The sequence below is a fragment of the Stutzerimonas stutzeri genome (genome assembly GCF_000590475.1).
GTDB classification, from domain to species: domain Bacteria; phylum Pseudomonadota; class Gammaproteobacteria; order Pseudomonadales; family Pseudomonadaceae; genus Stutzerimonas; species Stutzerimonas stutzeri_D.
Window position 1 is genome coordinate 2,105,614 of the sequence record NZ_CP007441.1, and the last position, 12,011, is coordinate 2,117,624.

12 protein-coding genes and 1 pseudogene are annotated in these 12,011 nt (G+C 60.7%); 10 read left to right on the forward strand and 3 right to left on the reverse strand.

Annotation, left to right across the window (positions count from 1 at the left end; translation table 11 throughout):
• Positions 1–12: 12 nt before the first annotated feature.
• Together CH92_RS09830 and fabF are read left to right on the forward strand one after the other, a co-directional pair.
• Entirely contained in the window at positions 13–558 is a 546-nt protein-coding gene (locus CH92_RS09830) for a PaaI family thioesterase (protein ID WP_025241605.1), read from the forward strand.
• Between the two features lie 103 nt (positions 559–661).
• Positions 662–1,938, forward strand: a pseudogene (gene fabF, locus CH92_RS09835) (beta-ketoacyl-ACP synthase II).
• Positions 1,939–2,014: 76 nt separating this feature from the next.
• Here the strand turns inward: fabF and CH92_RS09840 are convergent.
• On the reverse strand, positions 2,015–3,232 hold the full coding sequence (locus CH92_RS09840; RefSeq protein ID WP_025241606.1) for an MFS transporter: 1,218 nt from the start codon (positions 3,230–3,232) through the stop codon (positions 2,015–2,017).
• Positions 3,233–3,463: 231 nt separating this feature from the next.
• Between CH92_RS09840 and CH92_RS09845 the strand changes: the two genes are divergently transcribed.
• Positions 3,464–4,237 (forward strand): AraC family transcriptional regulator, encoded by a 774-nt coding sequence (locus tag CH92_RS09845; protein WP_025241607.1) that lies wholly within the window; start codon positions 3,464–3,466, stop codon positions 4,235–4,237.
• Positions 4,238–4,390: 153 nt separating this feature from the next.
• Entirely contained in the window at positions 4,391–4,891 is a 501-nt protein-coding gene (locus CH92_RS09850; RefSeq protein ID WP_336434112.1) for a GNAT family N-acetyltransferase, read from the forward strand.
• 160 nt (positions 4,892–5,051) lie between these two features.
• Here CH92_RS09850 and CH92_RS09855 read toward each other — a convergent pair whose 3' ends face one another.
• The gene (locus tag CH92_RS09855; RefSeq protein ID WP_025241609.1) at positions 5,052–5,945 is read right to left on the reverse strand and encodes an AraC family transcriptional regulator; all 894 of its coding nucleotides are present in this window, start codon (positions 5,943–5,945) and stop codon (positions 5,052–5,054) included.
• A 137-nt stretch (positions 5,946–6,082) separates the two neighbouring features.
• On the opposite strand from CH92_RS09855, the gene CH92_RS09860 reads away from it, so the two are divergent.
• Genes CH92_RS09860 through CH92_RS09870 form a run of 3 tightly spaced genes read left to right on the forward strand, consistent with a single transcriptional unit; the run spans position 6,083 to position 8,219 of the window.
• Positions 6,083–6,826, forward strand: a complete 744-nt coding sequence (locus tag CH92_RS09860; protein ID WP_025241610.1) for an SDR family NAD(P)-dependent oxidoreductase — start codon at positions 6,083–6,085, stop codon at positions 6,824–6,826.
• Positions 6,827–6,843: 17 nt separating this feature from the next.
• On the forward strand, positions 6,844–7,245 hold the full coding sequence (locus CH92_RS09865; protein WP_025241611.1) for a VOC family protein: 402 nt from the start codon (positions 6,844–6,846) through the stop codon (positions 7,243–7,245).
• Positions 7,242–8,219: a saccharopine dehydrogenase family protein gene (locus CH92_RS09870; protein ID WP_025241612.1), complete on the forward strand. Its 978-nt coding sequence runs from the start codon at positions 7,242–7,244 to the stop codon at positions 8,217–8,219. Before CH92_RS09865 ends, CH92_RS09870 begins: the two co-directional genes overlap by 4 nt.
• Positions 8,220–8,251: 32 nt before the next feature.
• Here CH92_RS09870 and CH92_RS09875 read toward each other — a convergent pair whose 3' ends face one another.
• Entirely contained in the window at positions 8,252–8,854 is a 603-nt protein-coding gene (locus tag CH92_RS09875) for a TetR/AcrR family transcriptional regulator (RefSeq protein WP_025241613.1), read from the reverse strand.
• 161 nt (positions 8,855–9,015) lie between these two features.
• On the opposite strand from CH92_RS09875, the gene CH92_RS09880 reads away from it, so the two are divergent.
• From CH92_RS09880 to CH92_RS09890, 3 genes are read left to right on the forward strand one after another with little or no spacing between them, the layout of a single operon-like run.
• Positions 9,016–9,756 (forward strand): SDR family NAD(P)-dependent oxidoreductase, encoded by a 741-nt coding sequence (locus tag CH92_RS09880; protein WP_025241614.1) that lies wholly within the window; start codon positions 9,016–9,018, stop codon positions 9,754–9,756.
• A gap of 59 nt (positions 9,757–9,815) precedes the next feature.
• Complete coding sequence (locus CH92_RS09885) at positions 9,816–11,237, forward strand: MFS transporter (RefSeq protein ID WP_025241615.1); 1,422 nt, start codon at positions 9,816–9,818, stop codon at positions 11,235–11,237.
• A gap of 51 nt (positions 11,238–11,288) precedes the next feature.
• Positions 11,289–11,699, forward strand: a complete 411-nt coding sequence (locus CH92_RS09890; RefSeq protein ID WP_038622948.1) for a VOC family protein — start codon at positions 11,289–11,291, stop codon at positions 11,697–11,699.
• Positions 11,700–12,011: the final 312 nt, after the last annotated feature.

The window sequence follows — 12,011 nt, forward strand, 5'->3', positions numbered from 1 at the left end:
CGAGGACTCGCCATGAACTATGCAGAACGTGAAGAACGTCTGGCCGCCTGGCTGGATGCAGAGAAGGCTGTGCGCGCCCAATTGGGAACGCTCGGTACCGTGCCGCTCGCCGAGGCTGCCGTGATGACGCCTCAGGCATTCTTCGATGCTATCGGCCGGGGCGAACTGCCACGTCCACCGATGGGCGAGCTGATGGGCTTCGTACCGGTGGACTGGGCGTCAGGCTATTTCCTGTTCCAGGGCACCCCGGACGAGCGCCATTACAACCCGTTGGGAAGCGTGCATGGCGGCTACGCAGCGACGCTTTTGGACTCCTGCATGGGTTGCGCGGTACATACCCGGCTTCAGGCGGGGCAGGGCTACACGACGACCGACCTACGGATCACTTACATCCGCGCGCTGCGCGCCGGTGTCGGGCCGGTGCGTGCCGAGGGCAGGGTGGTGCATGTCGGCCGGTCGACCGCCGTCGCCGAGGGCCGTCTGTACGACGTGGACGACCGCCTCTATGCCATCGGCTCGACCAGCTGCTTGATTCTTGATCTGAGCGCCCGCGGCTAAGCCGTCGAAGGCGCCATTCCTGCGGGCGACTCTGCGGGGCAGTACGCAACCCGCCATCTGCACAGCCTGATGGTGTGTCGACCATTTGAAAGCGAGGTATGTAATGAGTGGTTCAAGTTCAGTCCGTATCGTAGTGACGGGAACAGGTGTCGTCGGGCCCCTGGGATGTGGAACGGAGGCGGTGTGGGGCCGTCTGTTGGCTGGGCAGTCGGGCATCCGTGCACTGCCCAGTGATGTATCGGACGGTACCGGGTGCGCCATCGCAGGGCAGGTACCGACCTTGGCCGAGGATAAGGAGGCGGGCTACGATCCGGATCGACACATCTCTGCCAAAGACCGCAAGAAGATGGATCGTTTCATCGAGTTTGCGCTCGTGGCCGCACACGAAGCGCTTGACCAGGCAGGTTGGCACCCCGCCGACGAGGCAAGGCGCGAACGAACCGCCACCATCATTGCATCCGGCGTCGGTGGTTTCGATGCAATCGCCGAGGCCGTGCGCACCACCGACAGTCGCGGGCCACGTCGGCTCTCGCCATTCACAGCACCTTCGTTTCTCGCCAACATGGCGGCCGGGCACGTGTCCATCCAGCATGGTTTCAAGGGGCCGCTCGGCGCGCCGGTTACCGCCTGCGCCGCAGGGGTGCAGGCCATCGGCGACGCCGCCCGGATGATCCGCAGCGGCGAAGCGGACATGGGACCGAGGCGGCCATCCACCGCGTCACGCTCGGCAGCTTTGCGGCGGCGCGCGCGCTGTCCACCGGATTCAATGATCGCCCGCAGCAAGCGTCGCGCCCGTTCGATCGTGATCGCGAGGGCTTCGTGATGGCCGAGGGCGCCGGCCTGCTGGTGATCGAGTCACTGGAACATGCGCTGGCACGCGGCGCGAAGCCTCTGGCGGAACTGGTCGGCTACGGTACCAGCGCCGATGCCTACCACCTGACGGCCGGCCCTGAGGATGGCAGCGGCGCTCGACGCGCCATGGAGCAGGCGTTGCGACAGGCCGGAATTGCTCCCGGCGATGTGCAGCACATCAATGCCCATGCGACGTCCACCCAAGTGGGCGATCGGGGCGAGCTAGGCGCCATCCGATCCGTGTTCGGGACAGGGTCGGGCGTCGCGATTACCTCGACCAAGTCCAGTACCGGCCATTTGCTGGGCGCCGCTGGCGGAATCGAAGCCATTTTCACGGTCCTGGCGCTACGCGATCAGATCGTCCCGCCCACGCTGAACCTCATCAATCCCGACGAGGCCGCCGACGGCCTGGATCTGGTGGGCCTGACCGCGCGAAGCATGCCGATCGAGTACGCCTTGTCGAACGGGTTCGGATTCGGCGGCGTCAATGCCAGCGCTGTGTTCCGTCGTTGGGATCCGTCCAGATGAAGTCCTTGGCACGGGCAATGCCCGCTGCCGGTGGTTCGCAACAGGCCCGGTTGGCTGGCGGACTGGAACTCAGGACTCACACCCCTTTGGTCGACGGCAGCAGAATCGTCAGAATCCCAAGCAGCGGCAGGTAGGAACACAGCTGGTACACGTATTCGATGCCGCGAACATCTGCCAGGTGCCCGAGCAGTGCGGCGCCGATCCCGCCGAAGCCGAACATCAGGCCGAAGAAGACGCCAGCGATCATGCCGACATTGCCCGGCACCAGCTCCTGGGCGAAGACCACGATGGCGGAGAACGCAGAGGCCAGTACGAAGCCGATGATCATGCTCAGCACGCCCGTCCAGAACAGGTCGACGTAGGGAAGCGCCAAGGTGAAAGGGGCGACGCCGAGGATGGAAAACCAGATTACCTTCTTGCGGCCGATCCTGTCCCCGATGGGGCCGCCGAAGAAGGTGCCGGCGGCGACGGCGCCGAGGAACAGGAACAGGTAAAGCTGGGAGCTGGCGATGGACAGGTCGAACTTCTCGATCAAGTAAAAGGTGAAATAGCTGGTAAAGCTGGCCATGTAGAAATACTTGGAGAACACCAACAGAGCCAGCACCACCAGCGCGAAGGTCACCCGCCTGCGGGAAAGTCCGTGGGTCGCTTTACCGCCTTGCTTGAGCCTGAACAGATTCAAGTGATTGCGATACCAGCGGCTGAGACCATAGAGCACCAGGATGGCGAACACCGCGAACAGGCCGAACCAGGCGACACTACCTTGTCCGTACGGAATGACAATGGCCGCGGCGAGCAGCGGGCCGAAGGCACTGCCGGCATTGCCGCCGACCTGGAAGGTCGACTGTGCGAGGCCATAGCGACCACCCGAGGCCAGACGTGCCACGCGCGAGGTTTCCGGATGGAAGGTCGAGGAGCCGATGCCTATCAGCGCCGAAGCCACGAGAATTGCGGGGAAAGTGCCGACAACGGCGAGCATGAGGATGCCGAGCAGCGTACAGACCATGCCGGCTGGCAGCAGCCAGGGTTTGGGATGACGGTCGGTGTGGTAGCCGACCCAAGGCTGCAACAAGGACGCGGTGAGCTGAAAGGTCAGAGTGATCAGCCCTACCTGGGTAAAGGTAAGCCCGTAGTTGGCTTTGAGAATGGGATAGATCGAGGGAAGCACGGCCTGAATCAGGTCGTTGATCAGATGCGCCAAGGCGCAAGCACCGATCACGCGCATGACCAAGGGACTGGCTTGGCTGGCTACGGCTACCGAAGCGGAGGCCGAGGGGGTAATGCTGCTGGACATCGCAATCATCCGGACAGGGAAGGGAATATAAGGTGAGTATCCGTCCAGGCCACACAGCAAGACGTTGGCATTCGCGGCTCGGCGGCCATTGAAATCAGGCGCCGTAGGGAGCGCGGATTGCTTTCAGCCTTCAGGTTTGCTGTCTGGTCTCAAGACGTGGCGCTATCCTAGGTTTCCAACAAATTGTCTGTCTCGCTTGATATGGGCGAGAGCTCTCGCAAAAAGGGAATCATGCCCAAGCCGTTGAAAGAATTGTTGGCCGCGGTAGACGAAGTGCCGTGGCCGGTCATTAGCAGCGCCACCGATTATCCGGAAGGCTGGTTTATCGAGCCCCACTCACACGCCAAGCATCAACTGATCTACGCCATCGAAGGTGTGATGGTTGTGCACTCCGCAGTAAGTCAATGGACCGTCCCGCCCAGCCGGGGCATATGGATGCCGAGCGGGGAGATACATTCGATTCGCTGCGTTGGCCCGGTAAAGATGCGCAGCGTTTTTGTGCGGCCTGATCTTTTTCGGGGACTGCCGAATGAAACCAGAGCGGTGAGCATCTCTGCCCTGCTGAGCGAGCTGATCAAGCGCTCTATCGCAATTACAGCACCCTATGAGGATGACTCGCGCGAGGCGAGGCTCATGCGATTGATCCTCGATGAACTCACCGTGCTGCCGACCTTGCCTCTGCAACTTCCTCAGCCAGTGGACTCGCGAATCAAAACGATCTGCTCGGCCCTGCAATCCGACCCGGGTGACGGTTCAACGCTGTCGGCTTGGAGCGATCGGCTGAACCTCGACGAAAAGACGATCCAGCGGCTCTTTCGCAAGGAAACCGGCATGACGTTCGGGCGGTGGCGCCAGCAAGCGCGGCTGCTGTTGGCGCTTGAGCGCATTGCCATAGGCGAGAAGATCATCGACGTGGCAGGCGCCTTGGGTTACGACAGTCCCAGTGCGTTCGCCACCATGTTCAAAAAACAGTTCGGCACGACGCCAAGTAGCTTCTTCAAATGAGCTACAGGTGAATGGATCCCCCGGAATTTCCACATCACGATAACGGCTTGGCTGTAAGCCGCGCAGTAACTCTCGAGATGACGGTGATTGGGCTCTCCAGTTGTCCCGCGCTATCGGCCAGAAGCAGACAGCGGCTTGCTGGAGCGCCACGATATGAACTTCCTGAACATGCCCGCGGAGGAATGGATGGCAATCGAGATTAGAGCGGCTGACGAAGAGGATGCCGGTGGCATAAGCGAAGTCATTGTCGCAGCGTTAAGAACCACTAACGCCAAGGATTATTCTCAGGCTGTAATCGAACAGGTCGAAACAAGCTTTTCGCCGAGCGCTGTCGCAGTTTTGATCGGTAAACGAATGGTTTTTGTCGCGTTAGAGGGCAACACGGTTATTGGAACCGCTAGTCTCGATGGTCAGGTCGTCAGGACTGTATTTGTCCGGCCACAGTCGCATGGACAGGGCATCGGCAGCCTACTCATGAACACGGTGGAGCAAACAGCGAGGCGACTAGGGATCGAAACCTTGTCAGTTCCTTCTTCGGTTACAGCGGAGCTTTTCTACAAGAGACTTGGTTACTCGGCTGTACGCGAGACGTTCCACGGTGAAGAACGAACCATCGTGATGGAACGCTACTTGATGAGTTCTGATTTGGCTTAAAACATCAAACTAAATACCCGCTTCTGGCTGGTTCCGCCGATCTTCACTGGTTGCACCGGATCGTTCGCAGATGGCGGATCGGCTTTTGGCAGGTTACAGGCCCTCGCTGGTCAGCTTGGCAAGCTAAACGTTCAAGGAATTTTCGCCTGTCTTCCCGACGTTAGTTTCTGAAAGCCTTCGTTTCCCCGAGGATTCTCCGTGTGTCGCCGGCCGGCGGAAGGCCGAATACGCGCGCATAGTCCCGGCTGAATTGCGTTGGGCTTTCATAGCCCACTTCGAAAGCTGCCGCCGTGACGGTCTTGCCGCTGACCACCATGAGCATCCGCGCTTGGAGCAGACGCACGCGTTTCTGATACTGCAATGGGCTTAAGGTCGTCACCGCTTTGAAGTGGCGGTGAAAGGCCGAGACGCTCATCGCCGCCTTCTGCGCCAGACTGTCAACCCTGATGGGCTCGGCAAAATCTCGACGGATCCACTGGATGGCCTGATTCACGCGCGCCATGGCCGTATCCGGTGCTGCGATTTCCCGCAGCATCCAGCCATGGGGGCCTTGCAGCACGCGAAACAGAATCTCGCGTTCGTACGCAGGCGCCAGGGCCGCGATGGCGTCGGGGTTGCCCATCAATCGCAACATGCGCACCCAGGCATCCATTAGCTCGGGAGTGACGGCGGCCACCGAGAAACCAGGGTCGCCCTCATGGCGATCAGCAGGTTTAGGCAGGTCAGCCAGCAGCGTGGATAACACGGTGGGATCAAGCGTCAGGCTGACCGCCAAGTAGGGTTCGCCTGTTGCCGCAGGGTGCACCGTGCCCACTGCGGGCAGCTCGATGGACATGACGAAATAGGTCGCCGGGTCGTACCGCAGCGTGCTGTCGCCCACGGTCATGGTTTTGCTGCCCTGCAGGATCAGGTTGATCATCGGATCATAGACCGCCGCCAGCATGTGTTCGGGAATCTTTCCCTGAACCATGGCAACGCGCGGAATGCCCGTCTCTGTGCGGCGGTTTTCAGCCTTGGCGGCCAGGGCGCGGAGTTCATTCAGCTGATCGTTCATGCTGGCCATGCTGAATGGTGTAACAGGCGCAGCGCAAGCAAAAAGCAGAAACAGGCAGGTTTCGAGTAGGAACGGCTGCGTTCGCGATGACCATCCCCCTTAGTGTGGAGGCTCATTCAAAAGTCAGGGAGCACGTCATGGGCGTTATCGTCATTACCGGAGGCAGTCGAGGGATTGGGGCCAGTGCAGCGGAACACGCCGCCCGGCGCGGCATGGGCGTCATCCTCACCTACAACCAGCATCCAGACGCCGCAGAGGAGGTGGTGCGACGCATCGAACAAGCGGGCGGCAAGGCCGTTGCGCTGAAGCTCGACGTGGCAGATGTCGGAAGCTTCGACGCGTTCCGTGAAACTGTCCTCGCTGCGCTCCAGGAAACCTGGGGTACGAGCACGCTTGCAGGTTTGGTGAATAACGCCGGTTACGGCCTGTTCAACCCGTTGGCCTCGGTCAGCGAGGCGCAGTTCGATGGACTGTTCAATGTTCATCTCAAAGGTCCTTTCTTCCTGACGCAGACATTGCTGCCGCTACTGGAAGAAAACGCCAGCATCGTCAACCTGACCAGCGCCACCACACGCGTGGCCACGGCCGGGGTGGCGCCTTATGCGGCGTTCAAGGGTGGGCTGGAAGTGCTCACGCGCTATATGGCCAAGGAGTTCGGTGATCGGCGTATCCGGGCCAATGCGGTTTCCCCAGGGGCGATTCGAACCGAGTTGGGCGGCGGGCTCAATGATGAGTTCGAAGCGATGCTGGCCGCGCAAACGGCGCTGGGCAGGGTCGGTGAGCCCGAAGATGTGGCTCGGATCATCGTCATGCTGTTGTCGGAAGAGGGCGCTTGGATCAATGCCCAGTCCATTGAAGTCGCGGGCGGCTACATCATCTGATTAATCGAGGAATTGCCATGCTGGATCATATTTTTCTTTCTGTGAGCGACATCGAGCGCTCTATCCGTTTCTACGAAGCGGCCTTGATGCCGCTTGGTATCACTGCGCGCCTGGACTACGACGGCAAGGACGGCCCACCTGGGCACCCGGACCTGAAAGGCTTCGGTGCCAATGGCCGCATGTTTTTCTGGTTGCGCAAGGGTGACGTTGAAGGCCGCGCTGTGCATGTCGGCTTTGTCGCAGACAGCAAAGCCCAGGTTGAAGCGGCTTATGCGGCCGCTTTGGCCCACGGCGCGGTCGATAACGGCGCACCGGGCGCACGGCTGCATTACGACCCGAACTACTACGCGGCCAATGTTCTGGACCCTGATGGGTACAGCCTGGAATTCGTCTACAAGAACTGGCAGCACGTCCAATGAAGACATTAATGATCTATGGCGCAACCGGCTACATGGGGCGCATGGCGGCCGAGTATGCCGTAGCGCAGGGACTGGAAATCGTTATTGCCGGGCGCAGTCACGACAAGCTGCGCGTGCTGGCTGCCCAGCTGGACGTTCCTTATCGCGTATTCACGCCCGATGCCCGAACAGCCGAATCCCTCGAAGGCGTTGGCGTACTGGTGAACTTCGCCGGGCCCTTCGCGCAAACGGCCGACGCCTTGATGCGGGCCTGCATCAAGGCTGGCGTCGACTATCTGGATATCACGGCCGAGATTAATGTGTACCGGTTGGCTGAGCGATTGGGCGCAGAAGCGGCCGAGTCCGGCGTCATGCTGCTGCCTGGTGTGGGCTGGGACGTGGTGCCGACGGACTGCCTCGCAGTGCATGTTGCTCACCGCGTGCAGGATCCGCAGTCACTTAGCATCGCACTTCAGGTCGCGGGTTCCATGTCGCGTGGCTCCGCCATGAGCGTCAGCGAGATCATTGGAGCGGGGCTCCTGGCACGGATTGACGGGCAGCTGGTAGCAACGCCCGATGCGCAAGCACGACACTTTGATTTCGGCGACGGCCTGGAACTGTGCGCGCCGCTGTCTTTCGGAGATCTGGTCACCGGCGGGCATTCCACTGGCATCCCCAATATTTCCATGTTTGTGCATTTCGCCGGCGATGCCCTCGCCGAAGGGGATCTATCGCAGCTTCCCGAGGGCCCGGACGCGCAACAGCGTGAAGCTCATCGCGCCCGAGCAGTGGCCGAGGTGACCGGAGCGGACGGCACGGTTGCGCGTTCAGTGATCGAGACCGTCAATGGCTACACCTACACGCCAATCGCTGCCGTAGAGGCAGCACGCCGGGTAATGAGTGGTGAGCGGCGGCCGGGTTTCGAAACGCCAGCAAAGTTGCTGGGAGTCGGATTCGCCGAGAGCATCCCCGGTACGACCATCACTGATCGCTGAGTCGATCGGGCGATAGCGGCAATGCAGTTTGCTCAGGCGTGCGCAGCGCTGCCGCTTGCCTCGAACTCCTGAGACATAAACTTGCCGGCAATCCGCGCCACTTCCACCAGGCGCTCACTGGACATGCCACTGCATGCCGCCGCAGACAGCCCCCGCAGGGTGATCAGCATGTAATCAGCCAGGGTCTGCGCGGCGTCCGGGCGAACTTGGTCCAGGTAACGGCGGATCGCCTGGATTCCGGCGTCGCCGAATTTCTCGGCCATGTTTCGAGCGATTGGATCGTCCGCGCGCAAGCCTTCGGTGATCAAGCAGCCGCGCAAAGCGCTGTCTCGTCCGTACTGCTTTGCAGCGGCAACCAGCAGCGCCGTCAGCGCTTCAGCCGGTGGTCGGGCCAGCGTCAGCAGCGTGTCCATCGGCAGTGCATTTTCGCTGGCGTAGCGATGCATTGCGCGCTGGAACAGCTCGGCCTTGCTGCCATAGGCGGCGTAAAAGCTTGGCGGCTTGATGTTCATGGCCTCGGTCAGGTCGGCCAGGCTGACCGCGTCGAAACCACGCTGATGAAACATTGCCTGTGCGATGGCTATACCTCGCTCCCGGTCGAAGGCGGGGCGGCGCTGCCTGGGTTTTTCGTTCATGGCTGTCTCTCGAGGTTGATACGACAACTGTAGCGATCGCTACATGCAAGTTCAAATACGTTCTTGCCGGACCGATTTAATTTAGTGATCGCTAAATAGCTTGCGGATAACCATGGCCATATGTAGTGTTCGCTACATATTCATTCATTGAGGTATCTCTCATGCAATTCAAAGACAAGGTTGTGCTGGTCACTGGCGGTTCTTCGGGCCTCGGCTTTGCGATCGCCGAAGCGTTCGCCAGCCAGGGCGCCGCCCTGATTATCACCGGGCGCCGCCAGCCTCAGCTCGACGAAGCCGTGAGCCGCCTCGGTGGGAATGCGTCTGCCGTGCGGACCGATATCTCGAATCCTGCCGACCTCGCCGAACTGTTTACGCATATCAGAGCGGTCCACGGCCGTATCGATGTGCTAATCGCCAACGCCGGGATGGGTGAAGTCGAGCCTCTGGGGGCAATCACTGAAGCGGGTTTCGATCGGGTGTTCGCAACCAATGTCAAAGGCACCACGTTTACCGTGCAGTGGGCGTTGCCGTTGATGGGCGAGGGGAGCAGCGTCGTCATCATCGGCTCGACTTCTTCGATCAATCCGGGGCCTGGCATGAGCGTCTACGGAGCCACAAAGGCAGCCTTACGCGCGATCGTGAGGAGCTGGATTCTCGACATCAAAGGCTCGGGTGTACGCATTAACCTGCTCAGCCCGGGGCCAGTGGACACCCCGTCCCTACGCGACGTGCTTGGCGAAAACGCGCAGCAGGTGATCGATGTATTCAACGAGAAGAGCACGCTCGGAAGGATCGGCCAGGCACATGAGATCGGCCAGGCCGCGCTCTTCCTGGCGAGCGATGCGTCGAGCTATGTCAACGGCGCCGAGCTGTTCGCCGATGGTGGGGCTTCCCAGGTCTGAACGGGCAACGCTGAGCTACCGCCCCACGCCCGCCGCTCTCTGAATGCCAAGGAATGATCATGACCGCTTCGCCGACTGCGCCTCAGGTGCTTTCGCCTCTCCCCTTCGAACACCGCGTGCTGGCGCTGGTCGTCATCCTCGCCGCGCAGCTCATGCTGCAGATGGATTTTCTTATCGTCATGGTGGCCTTGCCGCAGATTCAGATGGATCTGGGCTTTTCAGCAGCAACGCTTTCCTGGGTGCCCAACGCGTTTGCGCTGGCGTTTGGCGGACTGCTGCTACTTGGCGGGCGGCTGGGTGATGCGTTCGGCCGTGTGCGGGCTTTCCAACTGGGGCTGGCGGTATTCGTGTTGGCTTCTCTGTTGGGCGGGTTGGCGCAGGGTCCGCTCATGCTGATCGTCGCCCGGGTATTTCAGGGGGTCGGTGCCGCTGTTGCCGCGCCCAGTGTTCTGGCATTGGTAACCAACCTGGCGCGCAACGAGCGTGAGCGCAATCGCGGAATGGCGCTATTCATCACCGTGTCGTCGATTGGTGCTTCGGCCGGCCTGATTTTAGGTGGCGCGCTCACCGAATACTTATCCTGGCGCTGGTCACTGCTTATCAACGTGCCGATCGGCGCACTGGTGTTGCTGATGATCGGCCGCCTGGTAGTGGAAACCCCCCGAACGCCGTCGACCTTCGATATCTCTGGCGCGCTGACCGCCACCCTGGGTTCCATCGCGCTGGTGTTCGGCTTCATCCGCGCTGCCGAGCACGGCTGGACCGATGCGGCAACACTACCGTCGTTCGTAATTGCCATCGTGCTTTTGGCGACGTTCCGCGTCATTGAGGGCCATGTAAGACAACCGCTATTGGACCTCAACTTGCTGCGCAACAAAACGCGCGTCGTTGCCCTGGTGACCATGGCGGTGATCGTCGGAATGCATTTTTCGATGCTTTTTCTGGTCGTGCAGTATTTTCAGAAGGTGCTCGGCTTTACCCCGCTTTATGCAGGCCTGGCCTATCTTCCCGTGACCTGCACGGTGTTCGCGGTGACCCACTTCATGCCGGGCCTGATCGAGCGCTTTGGCGCCGAACGGTTACTTATAGGCGGCTGCGCGCTGGTCTCCTGCAGCTTCATCGGCTTCGTGCTGATGGACGCCCAGGGCAGCTACATGTCCGTAGTCCTGGCGCCGATGTTCGTCCATAGCCTTGGCATTGCCCTGGTGTTTACCCCAGGCACGGTACTGATCATGCAGGACGTACCTGCCGAACAATCCGGCAGTGCCTCGGGGCTCTTGCAGATGGTCCAGCAGATCGGTGGTGCGTTGGGTATCGCAGTGATCACTTCGATGTACGCCGCCACGTCGGTGCCGGGAAACTTCGTATCCGGATTGCCTATGGCCTTTGGCGTAGCCGCATTGTTTTCGCTACTGGTCGGCCTATCGAGCTGGCTGTTTACACGACGCCGCCATGCGCTTGGCAACGCCTCCCGCTGTTGATGAAGATCCCTACGAACCTGCCGAGCAATCGGCGTCTTGAGGAGTGACCTGATGAGTGAATTCGCTGGATCGACGATCGATCATATGGGCATCGGTGTTTCGGACATTTTGCAGGCGCGCGCCTTTTATGAGCGGGCGCTCGAGCCGCTAGGGATCACATTGATGATGAGCATCGAGGCCGACCCTCCGCAATCGACGCCTCGGCGACTGGGGTTCGGTTCAGCAGGAAAGCCATTCATCTGGCTACACGACGCTCCCGTCCCCAGCCACGGGGTGCACATAGCGCTGATCGCGCAGAGCCATGAGGCAGTCGATGCGTTCCATGCGGCTGCGATGGTCGCTGGCGGAAAGGACAACGGGGCGCCCGGGATCAGGCCCCATTACCACTCCGATTATTACGCGGCCTATGTGTTGGGCCCTGACGGAGTGAATCTGGAGGCTGTCTGCCAGCTAACATCTTAAATGTCCGGGGTCCCGCAACAGGTGCCGAATGCGTCTGCATTTAAGGTGGCTCCTGGGCCGATAGCTGACGAAGCAGACAGACAGCTAATGGCCCAAGCTGTGTAAAAACTCCGTCGAAAACTGAAGTGGGCGCTTCTACGTCAGTTCTCAAAAAGCAGCGCTGCTCAACAGGGCCAAGAATTTACGTACGAACGCGATGACCAGATCGGATGTACGCAACGGTGCCGCGCTGCTCGCCAGAAAAACACCGAGGAGCGGCGTGGCAGTCTGCTATGGGCGTGACTGGCCGGCTGCAACGTCTGGCCAAGGGCT